Origin of the sequence: Pseudomonas sp. 8AS (genome assembly GCF_902506505.1) — a bacterium.
Lineage (GTDB): Bacteria > Pseudomonadota > Gammaproteobacteria > Pseudomonadales > Pseudomonadaceae > Aquipseudomonas.
Genome location: NZ_LR733406.1, coordinates 2,840,667 through 2,858,907, shown reverse-complemented (window position 1 = coordinate 2,858,907; position 18,241 = coordinate 2,840,667). Strand labels below are relative to the sequence as shown.

General features: G+C 65.5%; 18 protein-coding genes. 11 read left to right on the top strand and 7 right to left on the bottom strand.

Annotation, left to right across the window (positions count from 1 at the left end; translation table 11 throughout):
* The first annotated feature begins 1 nt into the window (after window position 1).
* Window positions 2-685, top strand: coding sequence for an acireductone synthase (gene mtnC, locus GV001_RS13240; protein ID WP_160080564.1), 684 nt, complete (start codon window positions 2-4; stop codon window positions 683-685).
* Between the two features lie 61 nt (window positions 686-746).
* On the opposite strand, the gene GV001_RS13235 is transcribed toward mtnC, so the two are convergent.
* Window positions 747-1,892: a catalase family protein gene (locus GV001_RS13235; protein WP_160080562.1), complete on the bottom strand. Its 1,146-nt coding sequence runs from the start codon at window positions 1,890-1,892 to the stop codon at window positions 747-749.
* 13 nt (window positions 1,893-1,905) lie between these two features.
* Window positions 1,906-3,780 carry a di-heme-cytochrome C peroxidase gene (locus GV001_RS13230; protein WP_160080560.1) on the bottom strand — a complete coding sequence of 625 codons (1,875 nt, stop codon included), beginning with the start codon at window positions 3,778-3,780 and terminating at the stop codon, window positions 1,906-1,908.
* A gap of 243 nt (window positions 3,781-4,023) precedes the next feature.
* Between GV001_RS13230 and GV001_RS13225 the strand changes: the two genes are divergently transcribed.
* Window positions 4,024-4,491, top strand: coding sequence for a DUF3429 domain-containing protein (locus tag GV001_RS13225; protein WP_160080558.1), 468 nt, complete (start codon window positions 4,024-4,026; stop codon window positions 4,489-4,491).
* Window positions 4,492-4,501: 10 nt separating this feature from the next.
* Here GV001_RS13225 and GV001_RS13220 read toward each other — a convergent pair whose 3' ends face one another.
* Both GV001_RS13220 and GV001_RS13215 read right to left on the bottom strand, forming a co-directional pair.
* A complete protein-coding gene (locus GV001_RS13220; protein ID WP_160080556.1) occupies window positions 4,502-5,116 on the bottom strand; it encodes a hypothetical protein in 615 nt (204 codons plus the stop codon).
* A 7-nt stretch (window positions 5,117-5,123) separates the two neighbouring features.
* Complete coding sequence (locus GV001_RS13215; protein ID WP_160080554.1) at window positions 5,124-6,758, bottom strand: methyl-accepting chemotaxis protein; 1,635 nt, start codon at window positions 6,756-6,758, stop codon at window positions 5,124-5,126.
* A 196-nt stretch (window positions 6,759-6,954) separates the two neighbouring features.
* Here GV001_RS13215 and GV001_RS13210 point away from each other — a divergent pair, with 196 nt between their 5' ends.
* The 8 genes from GV001_RS13210 (at window position 6,955) to GV001_RS13175 (ending at window position 14,411) form a co-directional block, all read left to right on the top strand.
* Window positions 6,955-7,788 (top strand): undecaprenyl-diphosphate phosphatase, encoded by an 834-nt coding sequence (locus tag GV001_RS13210; protein ID WP_160080552.1) that lies wholly within the window; start codon window positions 6,955-6,957, stop codon window positions 7,786-7,788.
* A 4-nt stretch (window positions 7,789-7,792) separates the two neighbouring features.
* Window positions 7,793-8,497 carry a DUF1294 domain-containing protein gene (locus GV001_RS13205; RefSeq protein WP_160080550.1) on the top strand — a complete coding sequence of 235 codons (705 nt, stop codon included), beginning with the start codon at window positions 7,793-7,795 and terminating at the stop codon, window positions 8,495-8,497.
* A gap of 78 nt (window positions 8,498-8,575) precedes the next feature.
* Window positions 8,576-9,082 (top strand): DUF1993 family protein, encoded by a 507-nt coding sequence (locus GV001_RS13200; protein WP_160080548.1) that lies wholly within the window; start codon window positions 8,576-8,578, stop codon window positions 9,080-9,082.
* A gap of 322 nt (window positions 9,083-9,404) precedes the next feature.
* The gene (locus GV001_RS13195; RefSeq protein WP_160080546.1) at window positions 9,405-10,526 is read left to right on the top strand and encodes a branched-chain amino acid ABC transporter substrate-binding protein; all 1,122 of its coding nucleotides are present in this window, start codon (window positions 9,405-9,407) and stop codon (window positions 10,524-10,526) included.
* Between the two features lie 102 nt (window positions 10,527-10,628).
* A complete protein-coding gene (locus GV001_RS13190; RefSeq protein ID WP_160080544.1) occupies window positions 10,629-11,543 on the top strand; it encodes a branched-chain amino acid ABC transporter permease LivH in 915 nt (304 codons plus the stop codon).
* 2 nt (window positions 11,544-11,545) lie between these two features.
* The gene (gene livM / locus GV001_RS13185; RefSeq protein WP_160080542.1) at window positions 11,546-12,826 is read left to right on the top strand and encodes a high-affinity branched-chain amino acid ABC transporter permease LivM; all 1,281 of its coding nucleotides are present in this window, start codon (window positions 11,546-11,548) and stop codon (window positions 12,824-12,826) included.
* Complete coding sequence (locus GV001_RS13180) at window positions 12,823-13,698, top strand: ABC transporter ATP-binding protein (protein ID WP_160080540.1); 876 nt, start codon at window positions 12,823-12,825, stop codon at window positions 13,696-13,698. Before livM ends, GV001_RS13180 begins: the two co-directional genes overlap by 4 nt.
* On the top strand, window positions 13,695-14,411 hold the full coding sequence (locus tag GV001_RS13175; RefSeq protein ID WP_160080538.1) for an ABC transporter ATP-binding protein: 717 nt from the start codon (window positions 13,695-13,697) through the stop codon (window positions 14,409-14,411). The genes GV001_RS13180 and GV001_RS13175 overlap by 4 nt, the downstream gene beginning before the upstream one ends.
* Window positions 14,412-14,556: 145 nt before the next feature.
* Here the strand turns inward: GV001_RS13175 and GV001_RS13170 are convergent, their stop codons facing one another.
* The 3 genes from GV001_RS13170 to GV001_RS13160 form a co-directional block, all read right to left on the bottom strand.
* A complete protein-coding gene (locus GV001_RS13170; protein ID WP_160080536.1) occupies window positions 14,557-16,143 on the bottom strand; it encodes an ABC-F family ATPase in 1,587 nt (528 codons plus the stop codon).
* 109 nt (window positions 16,144-16,252) lie between these two features.
* Window positions 16,253-16,600, bottom strand: coding sequence for an MmcQ/YjbR family DNA-binding protein (locus tag GV001_RS13165; protein WP_160080534.1), 348 nt, complete (start codon window positions 16,598-16,600; stop codon window positions 16,253-16,255).
* A 7-nt stretch (window positions 16,601-16,607) separates the two neighbouring features.
* On the bottom strand, window positions 16,608-16,886 hold the full coding sequence (locus GV001_RS13160; protein WP_160080532.1) for a peptidylprolyl isomerase: 279 nt from the start codon (window positions 16,884-16,886) through the stop codon (window positions 16,608-16,610).
* 147 nt (window positions 16,887-17,033) lie between these two features.
* Between GV001_RS13160 and GV001_RS13155 the strand changes: the two genes are divergently transcribed.
* Window positions 17,034-18,236: a PilT/PilU family type 4a pilus ATPase gene (locus GV001_RS13155; RefSeq protein WP_178091824.1), complete on the top strand. Its 1,203-nt coding sequence runs from the start codon at window positions 17,034-17,036 to the stop codon at window positions 18,234-18,236.
* Window positions 18,237-18,241: the final 5 nt, after the last annotated feature.

Here is an 18,241-nt window from a genome sequence, read left to right as displayed (position 1 = left end):
CATGCCGATCAAAGCCATCCTCACCGATATCGAAGGCACCACCAGTTCGGTGAGCTTCGTCTTCGACGTGCTGTTCCCCTATGCCGCCCGGCATCTGCCGGACTTCGTGCTCAAGCATGCCGACGAGCCGCTGTTGATCGAGCAGCTGGACGCGGTGCGGGCGCAAAGCGGCGAGGCCGATGCCGACCTGATCCGGGTCATCGAGATCCTCCTCGGTTGGATCGCCGAGGACCGCAAGGCCACGCCGCTCAAGGCGCTGCAGGGGATGATCTGGGCCGAGGGCTACCAGGCCGGCCAGCTCAAGGGGCATGTCTACCCGGATGCGGTGGAAGCACTCAAGCGCTGGAAGGCCGAGGGCTACGGGCTGTACGTCTACTCGTCCGGCTCGATCCAGGCGCAGCAGCTGATTTTCGGCTGCTCCGAAGCCGGCGACCTGACGCCCTTGTTCAGCGGCTATTTCGATACCACCAGCGGGCCCAAGCGCGAGGTGGATTCCTACCGATGCATCGCCGAAAGCATTGGCCTACCGGCAGACGAGATCCTGTTCCTCTCCGATATCGTTGAGGAACTGGACGCCGCCCAGCAGGCCGGCCTGCAGACCATCGGCCTGGCCCGCGAGGGCGGTACCCTGCCGGGCCACGAAACGGTGGCCAGTTTCGCGGTGATCGATCTGGCTCGGGTCTGAGCCCGGAAGCGGATCAAGCCTGTACAGACGAGCAAGGCCGCCCGCGGGCGGCCTTGCTGTTTCAGTGCGCCTGCGGCGCGTCGTTGCGCTGCTGCCGGTATACGCTGACCGCCTCGTACACCGCCTTGCGCAGGCGGTTGATGCCGCCGATGGGGCGGTGTGCGGGCAGGGCGTGCCAGGGGTTGAACGACAGGTTGTCGCAGAACAGGTTCTGCTCGCGGCTATCGAAGTCCTGGGCCGGCACCTTGATCGTCGCCACCGTCTCGAACGGGGCGATGTCCTCGCTCCACTCCACGCTGGTGTCCTCAATGGGCATGTAGTACTCGGGATTCTGCCGCTGCACCTGCAGGGCGAAGCAGGCCGGCACCCGGTCCAGCGACAGCTGCTGGTACAGGGCGTTGCGCAGGAAGTTGGGCAGCGCGCTGTTCTGCTCCGGCAGCTGGTAGGGCGGGCAGCTGGCCGGGTCGGGGATGACCCGGTACTTGATGTTGTGCGGGCCGAGCTTGAACGGTGCGACCGAGCTGTAGGTGGTGGCCACCGGGCTGTCCGGCGCCGGCGCCAGGGTCTGCAGGGCGATGATCAGGTGGCGGATCTCCCAGCTGCGCGGGTCCCAGCCTGGGAAGAAGGCCAGTACCTTCTGGCCGCTGGCCTGGGCGGCGAAGTTCTGCTGGTACTCGGCCACGTCGCGGACGAAGAACAGCGGATGGTTGAACATCACGAAGTCCTGGTTGGCGGCCGTGGCCGGGCTGCTGAGCAGCTTGTCGCCGGGTACGTCGAGCAGCTTGAGGCCCATGCCGCGGGCGTCGCGGACGCTGTCGAACTGTGGGTAGGCGTTGCCGTTGGACAGGCGCATCCAGGCCTGCCAGGTCTTGCCCGGCTCACTGAGCACGCCGTGGCGCAGGGCCGGGTCCAGCTCGGGCAGCACGCGGAACTGCGCCTTGACGCAGCCGTGGGCCTTGGCATGGGCGTCGCGCAGCACCCGGGTGTTGTCGCGGTGCTGCTCGACGATGCGGATGGCGTCCTCGATGATACCCTGGGTCAGGGCCGCTTCGTTGGCCGGAACCTGTTCCTCGGCCGATACCGGGCCGGAGAACTTCCAGGCGTAGTACGCCGTGCCGATGCCCCAGCCGAGCAGGCCGACGGCCGCCAGCAGCAGGAACAGTTTGCCGAGCAGGCCGCCCAGCCACAGCCAGAATCGTTTGAGCATGGCTTCTTCCTTGTCAGAGCTGGCAGTTGGGGCCGGGCGTCCAGGCCTTGGCTTCGACGGGTTGCAGCTGGCTTTCCAGCGGCGCGTCACCCATCACCTTGAGGTACTCGATCAGCGCCCAGCGTTCCTCGGGCGCCAGGGCGCGGCCGATCACCCCGTCGACCCGGCAGCCGTCGCGGAACTCGTGGCCGCGGTTGCCGTTGCCGGTGACCGTGGTATCGAACAGGAAACCGCCCTCGAACGGCTCGGTGAGGAAGCCGGCGCGCTTGGGGTCGTATTCGAAGCTGCCGACCCAGAACTGCTTGTCGCGCTCGGGAACCGGCGACAGCAACTGGAACAGGTTGGGCACCGAGCCGTTGTGCAGGAAGGGTGGGGTGGCCCAGATGCCGTGCAGCGGGCGCGCCTTGTAGCCGCGCTTTTCCTGCACGCCGATGGCCAGGCCGTAGCCGTCCATGCGCCAGCGCTCGCGCGGCTGGATGCCGGCGTCCTGGTAGGCCCGGTCTTCCACGTAGGCGGTGACATAGGCCAGGCCCTTGGCGCTGGAGATGCTGGCGAAGTCGACCTCGTCCAGGCTGGTGCCGAACAGCTTGACGTCCAGCTTGCCCAGCTCACTCTTGTTCCAGCCCAGCTTGCGGATGTCGAAGCGGTGGTCGGCGATGTTGTCGGCGGTGGTCGGGTCGGTGCCGATGATCCGCGTCGGCACGATGCGCATGCGCCACTCAGGGTCGCGGGCGGCGGCCAGGCGCTCGTCGCGCGGCTTGGGATCGGGGGCATGGCAGTAGGCGCAGTTCTCGCTGAACAGGGCGCGGCCCTGGCTGGCCAGTTCGAGATCGACTTTGCCCAGCACCGCCTGCGGCCAGGTCGGCGGCTTGAGCTGCTTGAGGGTTTCTTCCAGGGTGTGGAGGTCGCGCAGGCGCACGCTGGATGGATAGCGCTGCTCGGCGGTGAGCGGGCCGCCATTCTCGTCGAACAGGTGCAGGGTGGCGCCGACGCCGAGGGCCTCGCCGATATTGCGCGCCATCGGTTGCATGGCCGAGCCGTTCCACTGCACCCAGTCGAACTTCCAGATGTCCCACACCTGGGGGTAGCTGACCGGGGCGTTGGCCACCCGGTAGTTGCTCACGTCGATGGCGTCGCCGAACACGCTGTTGGCGATGCGGCCGAAGGCGTCGGTACGGCCGAAGCCTTCTTCGGTGGGGTAGAGGCCGCGGTGCCAGTCGTTCATCGCGGTGCCGAGCAGGCGGTCGAGCACGCCCTTGAAGTCCGCGCGCAGCTGTTCTTTGCCCTGCTCGTAGTTGTCACCCAGTACCGTCTTGGCGAAACGGCGGAACTTGATCGGGTTGTAGTAGGTAAACGCCATGCTCATGCCCAGGGCCTGGCCAAAGCTGCCGCCCTTGAGCGTGGGCACGGTGGAGGCCAGGGAGTGCAGGGCGGCGCCGCCGTCGATGCGGATGGCCTGGCCACGGTAGCGCAGCTCGCCGGTGTGGCAGGCGGCGCAGGTGATATCGAGGAACTGCGCGCCGCTTTCCACGTCCTGGTGGCGGGCGAAGCCGACCGGCAGGTTGCCCGGGTTGCGCGCGCTGGCCTGCTGCTGCGGGTCGGTGAGGAAACCGAAGCGCGCCAGGTAGTCCGGGGCGGCGAACTTGTCGCTGGAGAAGGGCAGCTCCAGGGCGGTGAACCAGTCGTAGCGCAGGCCTTTGACCTGGGTGCCCTGGGGTGTGTAGTAGTAGGTCTGGCGCGCCTGCTCGTCCCACTGGCCGAGGTAGTGCACCTGGCTGGGCTTGGCGAACGGCGGCAGATTAGGGTTGGCGATGTAGTAGAGCAGCACCGCGCCGGCGCTCAGGGCCAGCAGCACGATCAGGTACAGGGCGCGGCGCAGGATTCGCATGGCGGGAACTTCCGTGTGGCGGTGTTGTTATGGGGTACGTTTATGCCAATAGCCGAGGCCGACAGCAAGTGTTCATTCCAGACCTGAGTGGCTGGCGGTCGATGCACGGTTCTCGGCCTGCCGATCATGGCGTTGCCCGTCGAGGGCGCCATGCGTGGCAAAAAACCGTGGATGGCCGGGTGCGCCCGTGAATCTGCGACAAATCCTGCTAATTTGCCTGTCAATGCAGCAGAGGATCGTCCCATGCACGCTTTCGACTCGCCCCGGCCACCGCGCCTTGCCAGCCTGCTCGGCTATGCCGGCTTGCTGCCCTTCGTCTGCGCCGCTCTCGGCGTCTGGCTGACGCCGCCGGGCTGGCGGCCGCAGGTGCTCGATGCGTTGCTCGACTATGCGGCGGTGATCCTGGCGTTCATGGGGGCGATCCACTGGGGTCTGGCCATGCGCGCGCAGGAGGGGGACGAGCAGGCCCTGCTGCAACTGGGGCTGTCGGTCATTCCGGCGCTGCTGGGCTGGCTGGTGATTGCCGCCGACCTGCCCTATGCGCTGGCCTTGCCGATTCTGCTCGGCTGCTTCGTCGGCCTCTATCTGGCTGATCTGCGGGCGGTGGCGCGGGGCCTGGCGCCGCGCTGGTACCCGGCATTGCGTCTGCCGCTGACCCTGCTGGTAGGCCTGAGCCTGCTGCTGGCCTGGTTGGGGGTGCTGCTCGCCTGAATCCGGCGTCTCAGCAACCCAGGCTGTCCGCTTGGCGGTAGAGGGCGAGCAGCTTGCGGGTGATGGTTAGCTGGATGTCGTCGCGCTCGAAGCTCGACAGTCGGGTGAGCTTCTGCACCTGCAGGCGGTGCAGGTGGATGTAGGGCATCTGCTGGTCGAACTCGCGCAGGTCGCCCTTCATCATGATCGGCAGGAACACGTCGCCGATCTTCTTCTGGTTGCTGATGATCTGCGCCAGGGCCTGCTTGAACGGCATGGTCTTGGGCGCCGGGCCGCCGTCCTTCATCTGCGTGGCCAGCAACAGCCCGGGCTTGCCCAGGACCACGCCAGGCAGCACGCACAGGCCGGTCTGGCGCACGGCGGCAATCTCGATGCCGTGCAGGGTGTCGTGGAAGGCGTAGGGGTTGGGCAGCACGACCATCTTGCGCCCCTGGTCGCTGGGAAAGTGCAGGTTGTAGTTGGTGTACAGCTGGCGCACGGACTCGGAATAGACGCACAGGCGATTCTCGAACAGCTTGATGAAGCGCTCGGCCAGCTCGCGCCGGGCGATGCTGTTCATGTCCCAGATCAGATCCTGGTTTTGCGGTCGATTCAGATCGACTTCCTGATGTTCCATGCCGCTCATTCAGTCCTCATACACGAAATTGCCCCAGCAACTGGCTCAGTTGCCCTGCCAGCTGACCCAGATGCTGGCTGGCCTGGCTGGATTGATCGGCGGCCAGGGCATTTTCATGCGCCAGCGAGGCCGCCTGGGTGACATTGTGGTTGATATCTTCGACCACGTGCGATTGTTGCAGGGTGGCACTAGCAATCGAAGCATTCAAGCCCGTGAGGTTACGTAATGAGCTGGCGATCTGGCTCAGGCTCTCGCCGGCCTGGCGCGCCTGCTCGACCGTTTGCAGCGAGGCCTGGCTGCTGGCATTGATTACCTTGACTGCGGCTTCCGAATTGCCCTGCAGGCGCTCGATCATGCCCTGGATCTCGGCGGTGGATTGCTGGGTGCGCTGGGCCAGCAGGCGCACCTCGTCGGCGACCACGGCAAAACCGCGGCCCTGCTCGCCGGCGCGGGCGGCCTCGATGGCGGCGTTGAGGGCCAGCAGGTTGGTCTGCTCGGCAATCGAGCGGATGACTTCCAGCACGCTGCCGATCTGCGTGCTCTCGGCGGCGAGGGTACTGATCACCTCGACCGCTTGGTCGATGGTGGTGGACAGCTGGTCGATCTGGCGCAGGCTGCTGTCGATATTCTGCTGGCCCTGATGGGCCTGCTCCTCGGCCAGGCGCACTTCGCCGGCCGCGTGCTCGGCGTTCTTCGCCACGTCCTGCACGGCGTAGGACACCTCGTTGATGGCGGTCGCCACCAGCTCCATCTGCTGCGACTGCTGCTGGCTGTGCTGCTGGGCCGTGCTGGCCACTTCGCCCAGCGACTGCGAAGCCTGGTCGAGGGCGCCGGCGGCCTGCAGCGACTGGCTGATGACGCCGCGCAGCTTGCCGGTGAAGGCGTTGAAGTGGCTGCCCAGGGCGGTCAGTTCGTCGCCGCCGCTGTGGTCCAGGCTGCGGGTCAGGTCGGCTTCGCCGCTGGCGATGTTGGCCATGGCGTCGACCGCTTCCTCCAGCGGCCGGGCGATGCTGCGCACGATGAGGATGACCAGGGCGCCGAGCAGCACGCTGATCAGCAGCAGCACGCCCAAGGCGCGCAGGGTCTGCTGGCGGAACTCGGCCTGCATGTCGTCTAGGTAGATGCCGGAGCCGATGATCCAGCCCCAGGGCTCGAACAGCTGGACATAGGACACCTTGGGCAGCGGCTCCGCGGCACCCGGCTTGGGCCAGCGGTAGTCGACCAGGCCGGCGCCCTGGCGTTTCGCCACGGCGACCATGTCGTTGAACAGGAACTTGCCGTCCGGGTCCTTCATGTTCGCCAGGTTCTGCCCTTCAAGCTTGGGGTTGGCCGGGTGCATGATCATCTGCGGGGTCAGGTCGTTGATCCAGAAATAATCGTCCTGGTCATAGCGCAGGCCGCGCACCAGTTGCATGGCCTGTTGCTGCGCCTCGGCCCGCGGCAGGCTGCCGGCACTTTCCAGGGCCTGGAAATGGCGCAGGATGCCGCTGGCGGTTTCCACCACCTCGCGGGTTTTCAGGGCCTTGGCCGCGTACAGGTCGTCGTAGGTCTGCTTCAGCATCAGCGCCGTCAGGGCCAGCAGCATGAGGATGGAACTGAGCAGGATCAGCCACAGGCGGCGATTGATCGGCAGGCGGCGCAGACTGTTCATGGGCAAGGTGACTCCACTTCTTATGGCAGGCTTCGGGGCGCAGCAGACACTGAGTCTAGAAGCTGTTCAATTAGCTGTTGGCAAGGGCGGCGCACCCGGGGCGCCTCTGGTAGGATGCGCTGCCTTTTTTTCGGCCGATTGTTCGGCAACATTAATTTGTCTCGCCTGCCATGCCGGCGGGTATTGCGAGGATTTCATGGATTTATGGGTCGCCTTTCAGGCATTGATTCTGGGCATTGTCGAAGGCCTGACCGAGTTCCTGCCGATTTCCAGCACCGGCCACCAGATCATCGTCGCCGATCTGATCGGTTTCGGCGGCGATCGGGCCAAGGCCTTCAACATCATCATCCAGCTCGGCGCTATCCTCGCGGTGGTCTGGGAGTACCGCCGCAAGATCCTCGAGGTGGTGTTCAATGTGCCCAGGCAGGCGCAGGCGCAGCGCTTCACCGCCAACCTGCTGATCGCCTTCATGCCGGCGGTGGTGCTTGGCGTGGCCTTTTCCGACCAGATCCACCACTACCTGTTCAACCCGATCACGGTGGCGGCGGCCCTGGTGGTCGGTGGCGTGATCATTCTCTGGGCCGAGCAGCGCCAGCATGAGGTGACGGTCGAGGAAGTCGACGACATGACCTGGAAGGAGGCCCTGAAGATCGGCTGCGCCCAGTGCCTGGCGATGATCCCCGGCACCTCGCGCTCGGCCTCGACCATCATCGGCGGCCTGCTGTTTGGCCTGTCGCGCCGCGCCGCCACCGAGTTTTCCTTCTTCCTGGCCATGCCGACCATGGTCGGCGCGGCGGTCTATTCCGGCTACAAGTACCGCGAGCTGTTCCAGCCCGGCGACCTGCCGGTGTTCGCCCTGGGCTTCGTGGTGTCCTTCGTGTTCGCCATGATCGCCGTGCGCGCGCTGCTCAAGTTCATCGCCAACCACAGCTACGCGGTGTTTGCCTGGTACCGCATCGGCTTCGGCCTGCTGATCCTGGCCACCTGGCTGTTCGGCCTGATCGACTGGTCCACGGTACAGGCCAACTGACGGCATGCTGGCGACGGAGCGGCGCGGCACCCTGAAAAGCTGGAACGATGCCAAGGGTTTCGGTTTCATCCAGGCGCAGCAGGGTGGCGAGCAGTGGTTCGTGCATATCTCGGCGCTGCGTGGCGAGCGCCGCCCGCAGCCCGGCGAGACGGTGCTGTTCGTGCCGGGCAAGGATGCCCAGGGGCGCCTGCGCGCCGAGCACATGCGCTGCGAGGGGCTCAGTCTGGATCGCCCGGCCATCCGCCGCAAACCGCGCCAGCCGGCTGCCAGTCCCCGTCCTGCGGCGCGCAAGCACCAGCCAGCCATCCGTCAGTTGCCGCTCAAGCTGCTGCTGTTCATCGTCCTGTGCGGCCTGCCGGCCATCGGCGCCCTGCAGCTGTTCGTCGGCTCCGGCGCCTTCTGGGCGCTGGGCGCCTACCCGCTGCTCAGCCTGATCAGCTTCGCCCAGTACTGGCACGACAAGCGCAGTGCGCAGACGGGGCGCTGGCGCACTGCGGAGAACAGCCTGCATGTCACCGAACTGCTTGGCGGCTGGCCGGGCGCCCTGCTGGCGCAGCAGCTGTTGCGCCACAAGACGCGCAAACTCTCGTTCCAGCTGGTGTTCTGGGCGATCGTCCTGCTGCACCAGGCGTTCTGGTTCGACCGGCTGGTGCTGGGCGGGCGCTTCCTGGCTGCCCACCTGCAGGCCTGGCTGCCGCTGCTGCGCTAGCCAGGCGACTGGCACGAGTGGCGAGTCCGCAGCTAACCTGGCAGGGCAGACTCAACCGCTGGCTCAGGAGCACCCTCGATGTCTCTTTCCATGTATCAGGCTTCAATTCCGGTATTCGTGCGCATGTTCGGCAATCTTGCGGCCATCCTCGACAAGGCGGCCGTGTATGCCGACGCCAGGAAAATCGACCCGGCGGTACTGCTCAATGCCCGCCTGGCGCCGGACATGCACCCGCTGACCCGCCAGGTGCAGATCGCCAGCGATGCGGCCAAGGGCTGCGCGGCGCGGCTGGCCGGGGTGGAGATTCCCAGCTTCGCCGATTCCGAGAGCAGCTTTGCCGAGCTGCAGGCGCGGATCCAGAAGACCCTGGACTTCCTCCAGGGCTTCAGTCCCGCACAGATCGACGGCAGCGAGGGGCGCGAGGTGGTGATCAAGTTTCCCGGCGCCGAGCTGAAGTTCAGCGGCCAGGACTACCTGCTGCATTTTGTCCTGCCGAACTTCTATTTCCACCTGACCACCGCCTACGCCATCCTGCGCCACAATGGCCTGGAGATCGGCAAGATGGATTTCCTCGGGCGTACCTGAAGGCCAGTCGCCGTGGCGGCTGGCAGGCGAAGGTGTTTGGCGGCTGTCGATTGCTGGTGCGGCTGGGTGGATTCGCCGCACTGAAATTGGGCGACCAGGCGCGGCGCCAGGCAGCGTTACCGAAAGTAAAGCGCGGCCCCGGCGAAATGGCGGCCGCACGCTCCCCGAAAGCTCAAGCGCTGACAGCGCTGCGAAATTTTTTTCATAAAGCCCTGCTTGTTTATTAACGTTTCTCCGAATTTTCTGCTTGGATTTTTGAGGGCGGCGCTGGCACACGCCTTGCTGTCGCAGGTTGCCACTACCTAAAACCTCAGGAGTTACCATGTCGCAGAAGATTTTCAGAAAAGGCTTTCTGGCTCTCGCTGTCAGCACCGCGATGGGCGCTTCTTCCTTCACCCTGGCCGATGTGGTCATCGGCGTGGCGGGTCCGCACACCGGTCCCAACGCCTCGTTCGGCGAGCAGTACTGGCGCGGTGCGACCCAGGCCGCGGAAGACATCAACGCCGCCGGCGGGGTGAACGGCGAGATGATCAAGCTGGTCAAGGCCGACGACGCCTGCGAGCCGAAGCAGGCCGTGGCGGTGGCCAACCGTCTGGTGGACTCGGACAAGGCGGCCGGCGTGATCGGCCACTTCTGCTCCTCCTCGACCATGCCGGCCTCCGAGGTTTACGACGAGGCCGGCATCATCGCCATCACCCCGGCCTCGACCAACCCGCAGGTTACCGAGCGCGGCCTGCCCGGCATGTTCCGCATGTGCGGTCGCGACGACCAGCAGGGCGTGGTGGCCGCCGACTACCTGGTGGACAAGCTCAAGGCCAAGAAGATCGCGGTGATCCACGACAAGGATACCTACGGCCAGGGCCTGGCCGATGCGACCAAGGCGCAGCTGGCCAAGCGCGGCATCGAGCCGGTGCTGTACGAGGGCCTGACCCGCGGCGAGAAGGACTTCAATGCCCTGGTCACCAAGATCCGCTCGGCGGGTGCCGAAGTGGTCTATTTCGGCGGTTGCCACCCGGAAGCCGGCCCGCTGGTGCGGCAGATGCGCGAGCAGGGCGTCACCGCCGCTTTCGTTTCCGGCGACTGCGTGGTGACCGACGAGATGGTCACCACCGCCGGCGGCCCGCAGTACACCAAGGGCGTGCTGATGACCTTCGGTGCCGACCCGCGCCAGCTGCCGGAAGGCAAGGCGGTGATCGAGAAGTTCCGCGCCAATGGCTTCGAGCCCGAGGGTTACACCCTGTATGCCTATGCCTCGGTTCAGGCCCTGGCGGCGGCCTTCAAGGGCGCCGGCGGCACCGAGGGCGGCAAGGCCAGCGAGTGGCTGAAGGCCAACCCCGTCGATACCGTGATGGGCAAGAAGTCCTGGGATGGCAAGGGCGACCTGCAAGTCTCCGACTACGTGATGTACGAGTGGGACGACAAGGGCAAGTACCACCAGCAGTGATCCTTGCGCACGCCCCGGCCCGTCAGACGGGCCGGGCGCTGTGCCTGCCCGGCCGCGGCCCCGCGAGGCGGTCGCCCTTGTCCACGCCTATGAGACTTATTCATGGACGGCATCTTCCTGCAGCAAATGATCAACGGCCTGACCCTCGGCGCGGTCTATGGCCTGATCGCCATCGGCTACACCATGGTCTATGGCATCATCGGCATGATCAACTTCGCCCATGGCGAGGTGTACATGATCTCCGCCTACCTGTCGGCCATCACCCTGGCCCTGCTGGCCTTCTTCGGCCTGGAATCCTTTCCGCTGCTGATCCTCGGCACGCTGCTGTTCACCATCTTCGTCACCGGCATGTATGGCTGGGTGATCGAGCGCATCGCCTACAAGCCGCTGCGCAATTCCACCCGCCTGGCGCCGCTGATCAGCGCCATCGGCATGTCGCTGATCCTGCAGAACTACGTGCAGATCAGCCAGGGCGCCCGCCAGCAGGGCGTGCCGACCCTGCTCGACGGCGCGTTCCGCTTCCATGTCGGTGAGGGCTTCGTCCAGCTCACCTACACCAAGGTGTTCATCCTCATCGCCGCCTTCGTCGGCATGGGCGTGCTCACCTATGTGATCCAGCACACCAGGCTCGGCCGCATGTGCCGGGCCACCCAGCAGGATCGCAAGATGGCCTCGATCCTCGGCATCAACACCGACCGGGTGATCTCCTACGTGTTTGTCATCGGCGCGGCCATGGCCGCGCTGGCCGGCGTGCTGATCACCATGAACTACGGCACCTTCGACTTCTATGCCGGCTTCGTCATCGGCATCAAGGCCTTCACCGCAGCGGTGCTCGGCGGCATCGGCTCGCTGCCGGGGGCGATGCTCGGCGGGCTGATTCTCGGCGTGGCCGAGGCGCAGTTCTCCGGCATGGTCAACACCGACTACAAGGATGTGTTCAGCTTCGCGCTGCTGGTGCTGATCCTGATTTTCCGCCCGCAAGGACTCCTGGGGCGCCCCCAGGTGGCGAAGGTGTGAGCATGGCTGCAGTCAAACAAGGCCTGGATCTGAAGAAGAGTCTGCTGGATGCCGTGCTGGCCGGGTTGATCGCCCTGATCGTGTTCGGCCCCATAGTCGGGGTGGTGCTCGACGGCTACAGCTTCAACCTGCAACCCCAGCGCCTCGGCGCAGTGATCGGCGTGGTCATGCTCGGCCGCCTGCTGCTCAGCCTGTACCTGCAGAGCGGCAGCGGGGTGGCGCTGCTGGCGCGTTTCGAGAGCAATGGTTCGGGCGTGCATGTGCGGCCGCCGGACTACCAGTCGCGGCTGCGCTGGATCATCCCGTTGCTGCTGGTGGTGGCGCTGATCTTCCCGTTCTTCGCCAGCAAGTACCTGCTCACCGTGGTCATCCTCGGCCTGATCTACGTGCTGCTGGGCCTGGGCCTGAACATCGTGGTCGGCCTGGCCGGCCTGCTCGACCTCGGCTACGTGGCGTTCTACGCCATCGGCGCCTACGGCCTGGCGCTGGGCTACCAGTACCTCGGTCTGGGCTTCTGGACGGTGCTGCCGCTGGCGGCCTTGCTGGCCGCGCTGGCGGGGGCGTTGCTGGGCTTCCCGGTGCTGCGCATGCATGGCGACTACCTGGCCATCGTTACCCTCGGCTTCGGCGAGATCATCCGCCTGGTGCTCAACAACTGGCTGAGCTTCACCGGCGGGCCGAACGGCATGTCGGTGCCGGCGCCGACCTTCTTCGGCCTGGAGTTCGGTCGCCGCGCCAAGGATGGCGGAGTGCCGTTCCACGAGTTCTTCGGCGTGGCCTACAACCCCAACCTGAAGTTCCTGTTCATCTACGCGGTGCTGTTTTTGGTGGTAATGCTGGTGCTGTACATCAAGCACCGCCTGACGCGCATGCCGGTCGGCCGCGCCTGGGAAGCGCTGCGCGAAGACGAGATCGCCTGCCGCGCCATGGGCCTCAACCACGTGCTGGTGAAGCTCTCGGCGTTCATGATCGGTGCCTCCACGGCCGGCCTGGCCGGGGTGTTCTTCGCCAGTTACCAGGGCTTCGTCAACCCGTCGTCCTTTACCTTCTTCGAGTCGGCGCTGATCCTCGCCATCGTCGTGCTCGGCGGCATGGGTTCGACGGTGGGGGTGGTGATCGCCGCCTTCGTGCTGACTGTGGCGCCGGAGCTGCTGCGCAGCTTCGCCGACTACCGGGTGCTGCTGTTCGGCATGCTCATGGTGCTGATGATGATCTGGCGCCCGCGCGGGCTGATCCGCATCAGCCGCAGCGGTGTCACGCCGCGCAAGGGGGTGGCGCCATGAACGACGAGATGATTCTCACGGTCGACCACCTGATGATGCACTTCGGCGGCATCAAGGCGCTCAACGACGTCAGCCTGCAGGTCAGGCGCCACTCGATCTCGGCGCTGATCGGCCCCAACGGCGCCGGCAAGACCACGGTGTTCAACTGCCTGACCGGCTTCTACCAGGCCACCGGCGGCAGCATCCGCCTGCATGCCCGCGGCACTGTCACCGACGTGATCCAGGTGCTCGGCGAGCCGTTCCAGCCCAGCGACTTCGTGGCCCCGGCCAAGCTGGCCAGCCGTACCTGGTACAAGATGTTCGGCGGTACCCACCTGGTCAACCGCGCCGGCCTGGCACGCACCTTCCAGAACATCCGCCTGTTCAAGGAAATGTCGGTGGTGGAGAACCTGCTGGTGGCCCAGCACATGTGGGTCAACCGCAGCCTGCTGGCCGGGGTGTTCAACACCCGCGGCTATCGCCAGGCCGAGGAGAACGCCCTCAACCACGCCTTCTACTGGCTGGAGGTGGTGGACCTGGTGGACTGCGCCAACCGCCTGGCCGGCGAGCTGTCCTACGGCCAGCAGCGCCGCCTGGAAATCGCCCGGGCCATGTGCACGCGGCCGCAGTTGATCTGCCTGGACGAGCCGGCTGCCGGCCTCAACCCGGCGGAAACCGAGGCGCTTTCGCGGATCATCCGCAAGCTGCGCGACGAGCACGAGATGACCGTACTGCTGATCGAACACGACATGGGCATGGTGATGAGCATTTCCGACCACATCGTCGTGCTCGACCACGGCGTGGTGATCGCCGAGGGCGGGCCGGCGCAGATCCGCCACGACCCGAAAGTGATCGCCGCCTACCTGGGCGCGGACGAGGAGGAGCTGGCATGAGCGAGCCGATCCTCGAACTGAAGGAAGTCGACGTCCACTACGGGGTGATACAGGCGCTGAAGAAGGTCAGCCTGCATATCGACGAGGGTGAAACGGTGAGCCTGATCGGCTCCAACGGCGCGGGCAAGTCCACGCTGCTGATGTCGATCTTCGGCCAGCCACGGGCCTCGGCCGGGCAGATCCTGTTCCGCGGTACCGACATCACCCACAAGTCCTCGCACTACGTGGCCTCCAACGGCGTGGCGCAGGCGCCGGAAGGACGCCGGGTGTTCCCCGACATGAGCGTGGAGGAGAACCTGCTGATGGGCACCATCCCCATCGGCACGGCGCATGCCGACGAGGACATGCAGCGTATGTTCGAGCTGTTCCCGCGGCTCAAGGAGCGGCGCAACCAGCGCGCCATGACCATGTCCGGCGGCGAACAGCAGATGCTCGCCATCGCCCGCGCGCTGATGAGCCGGCCCAAGCTGCTGCTGCTCGACGAGCCGTCGCTGGGCCTGGCGCCGATCGTGGTCAAGCAGATCTTCCAGACCCTGCGCGAGCTGGCCACGACCGGCATGACCATCTTCCTGGTGGAGCAGAACGCCAACCACGCGCTGCGCCTGTCGGATCGCGCCTACGTGATGGTCACCGGGGAAATCCGCCTGAGCGGCAGCGGCGAGGAACTGCTGGGCAACCAGGAGGTGCGCAACGCCTATCTCGGCGGGCACTGAGTTTCACGCAAACAAAAAGGGCATCCCGTGGGATGCCCTTTTTGTTTTTCATGATCGGCGTAGGTTGGGGTTGAGCGTAGCGAAGCCCAACGCAGCCAGCGCCTGGCCCTGATTGTTGGGCTTCGGCGCTGCGCCTCAACCCAACCTACACAATCACACCCTGGCTGCGCAGGTAGTCATCGTAGGTGCCGCTGAAGTCGGTCACGCCGTTGTCGCTCAGCTCGATGATGCGGGTGGCCAGGGAACCGACGAACTCGCGGTCGTGGCTGACGAAGATCAGCGTGCCGGGGTAGTTCTCCAGCGCCAGGTTGAGCGCCTCGATGGATTCCATGTCGAGGTGGTTGGTCGGTTCGTCCATCACCAGCACGTTGGGCTTCTGCAGGATCAGCTTGCCGAACAGCATGCGGCCCTGTTCGCCACCGGAGATGACCTTGACCGACTTGAGGATCTCGTCGTTGCTGAACAGCATGCGCCCGAGGGTGCCGCGAATGACCTGCTCGCCCTGGGTCCACTGGCCCATCCAGTCGAACAGGCTGACGTCGTCCTCGAAGTCGTGGGCGTGATCCTGGGCGTAGTAGCCCACTTCTGCGCTCTCGGTCCATTTCACCGAGCCGGCATCCGGCGCCAGTTCGCCGACCAGGGTGCGCAGCAGGGTGGTCTTGCCGATACCGTTGGGGCCGATGATGGCTACGCGCTCGCCGGCTTCGACGGTGAAGCCGAAGTTCTTGAACAGGATCTTGCCGTCGAAGCCCTTGGACATGTGCTCCACGGTCACCGCCTGGCGGTGCAGCTTCTTGGTCTGCTCGAAGCGGATGAACGGGCTGACGCGGCTGGACGGCTTGACCTCGGCCAGCTGGATCTTGTCGATCTGCTTGGCGCGGCTGGTGGCCTGCTTGGCCTTGGAGGCGTTGGCCGAGAAGCGGCTGACGAAGGTCTGCAGCTCGGCGATCTGCGCCTTCTTCTTGGCGTTGTCCGAGAGCAGCTGCTCACGCGACTGGGTCGCGGCGATCATGTACTCGTCGTAGTTGCCCGGGAACAGGCGCAGCTCGCCGTAGTCCAGGTCGGCCATGTGGGTGCAGACCGAATTGAGGAAGTGGCGGTCGTGGGAAATGATGATCATGGTGCTGTTGCGCTGCACCAGAATGTTTTCCAGCCAGCGGATGGTGTTGATATCCAGGTGGTTGGTCGGTTCGTCCAGCAACAGCACTTCCGGATCGGAGAACAGTGCCTGGGCCAGCAGCACGCGCAGCTTCCAGCCCGGCGCCACTTCGCTCATCGGGCCGAAGTGCTGCTCCAGTGGAATGCCCAGGCCCAGCAGCAGTTCGCCGGCGCGGGATTCGGCGGTGTAGCCGTCCATCTCGGCGAACTCGCCTTCCAGCTCGCCCACCTTCATGCCGTCTTCTTCGCTCATTTCCGCCAGCGAATAGATGCGGTCGCGCTCGGCCTTGACCTTCCACAGCTCCTCGTGACCCATGATCACGGTGTCGATCACGTTGAATTCTTCGTAGGCGAACTGGTCCTGGCGCAGCTTGCCCAGGCGCACGTTCGGCTCCAGCATCACCTGGCCGCCGGAAGGCTCCAGATCACCGCCGAGGATCTTCATGAAGGTCGACTTGCCGCAGCCGTTGGCGCCGATCAGGCCGTAGCGGTTGCCGTTGCCGAACTTGACGGAAACGTTCTCGAACAGCGGCTTGGCGCCGAACTGCATGGTGATATTGGCGGTAGAGATCACGACTGAAATCCTGGGGAGCGAGGGCGCGGCTGCGCAAAAGGGCGCGATTGTAGCGGTTTAGGCGCTAGAAAGGCAGTCGGCGGGACGGATGGGGCGCTTTGCGCGCCTACTAGAGCAGCAGGCCGAGCTTCAGGCGCTTGGGCAGCTTGCTCACCACCAGCTGGTGCGAGCGGGTCAGCAGCTCGCGCAGCTCGGCGTCGCCCAGCGGGCAGGGCTGCGCCATGCTGACCCAGTGGGCGCGGGCCAGGTAGGGCGCGGGGTGGATGCCGGGGCGGTCGCAGTAACCGAGGAACAGGTCGCTGTCGACCTTGAAGGCCAGGTCGTCGTGGCTGCGCAGGTGGAAGAGGGCGAACATCTTGTTCTGCGCCACCGAGAACACCCTCACGCCGCCCCATTTGATGTCCTCGCGGGCGCCCGGCAGGCTCAGGCAGAAGGCGGCGATCTGTTCGGGCGTCATCTGGGCGTCACTCGCGGAAGAAGACCTGGACCAGATGGTAGCCGAACTGGCTCTTGATCGGGCCGTGCACGGTGCGCAGCTCCTTCTTGAAAATCACCTGGTCGATGGCGCGCACCATCTGCCCGGGGCGCACTTCGCCCAGGTCGCCGCCGCGCTTGCCGGACGGGCAGGTCGAATACTTGCGCGCCAGCACGTCGAAGGCTTCGCCGGCGGCAATGCGCTTCTTCAGGGCGGCTGCTTCCGCTTCGGTCTTGACCAGAATGTGGCGGGCCATTGCCTTTGCCATGACGGGGTCCTCATTTTGCTCGGGCCGCTATTGTGCCAGTATTTGTTGCGCCATCAGAATGGCGCCAGTTTTAAGGCCTTCTCGTCGGGCAATGCCGCGCCGATCTTGGCCTACCTTATTAAGTCTTCACCGACGGAAGCGCTACCCATGGACCTCTCCGCAATGCTGAAAATCCTGGCGACCCAGGATGGCTCCGACCTCTACCTGTCCACGGGGGCGCCGCCTTGTGCCAAGTTCAACGGCGTACTCAAGCCGCTCAGCAACGAGCCGCTCAAACCGGGCGACGTGGCCGCGATTGCCGCCGGCGTGATGGACGCCGAGCAGCGCGCCGACTTCGAGCGCGAGCTGGAGATGAACCTGGCGATCTCCCTGCCGAACATCGGCCGCTTCCGCATCAACATCTTCAAGCAGCGCAACGAAGTCTCCATTGTCGCGCGCAACATCAAGATGGAGATCCCCAAGTTCGAAGACCTCAAGCTGCCGGAAGTGCTGCTCAAGAGCATCATGGAAAAACGCGGCCTGGTGCTGTTCGTCGGTGGTACCGGCTCGGGTAAGTCGACCTCCCTGGCGGCGCTGATCGACTACCGCAACCGCAACAGCGGCGGCCACATCATCACCATCGAGGACCCGGTGGAGTACGTGCACCGGCACAAGAAGTCGATCATCAACCAGCGCGAAGTCGGCGTGGACACCCGCAGCTTCCACGCCGCGCTGAAGAACACCCTGCGCCAGGCGCCGGACGTGATCCTGATCGGCGAGATCCGCGACCGCGAGACCATGGAACACGCCCTGGCCTTCGCCGATACCGGCCACCTGGCGATCTCCACCCTGCACGCCAACAACGCCAACCAGGCGCTGGACCGCATCATCAACTTCTTCCCAGAAGAGCGCCGGCCGCAGTTGCTCAACGACCTGGGCAACAACCTCAAGGCCTTCGTCTCCCAGCGCCTGGTCAAGACCGTGGACGGCAAGCGCCGCGCGGCGGTGGAGGTGCTGCTCGGCACCCCGACCATCCGCGACCAGATCAAGCGCAACGACTTCTCCGAGATCAAGGAGACCATGGAAAAGTCGAAGAACCTCGGCATGCAGACCTTCGACATGGCGCTGATCGACCTGGTCCACGAAGGCAGCATCAGCGAGGAAGAGGCGGTGAAAAACGCCGACTCGGCGAACAACGTGCGCCTCAAGCTCAAGCTGCACCGCGAGAACCCGACCAACGCCGCGGCCGCCCCTGTCGCCGCACCAGCCCCGGCTGCCGCAGCGCCTGCCGTTGCGGCCGGCAGCTGGGAATTGAAGCTGGAAGCCCTGCCCGAGGACGAACCGGCTGAGGACCCGGGCCGCCTCAGCTAGGGATG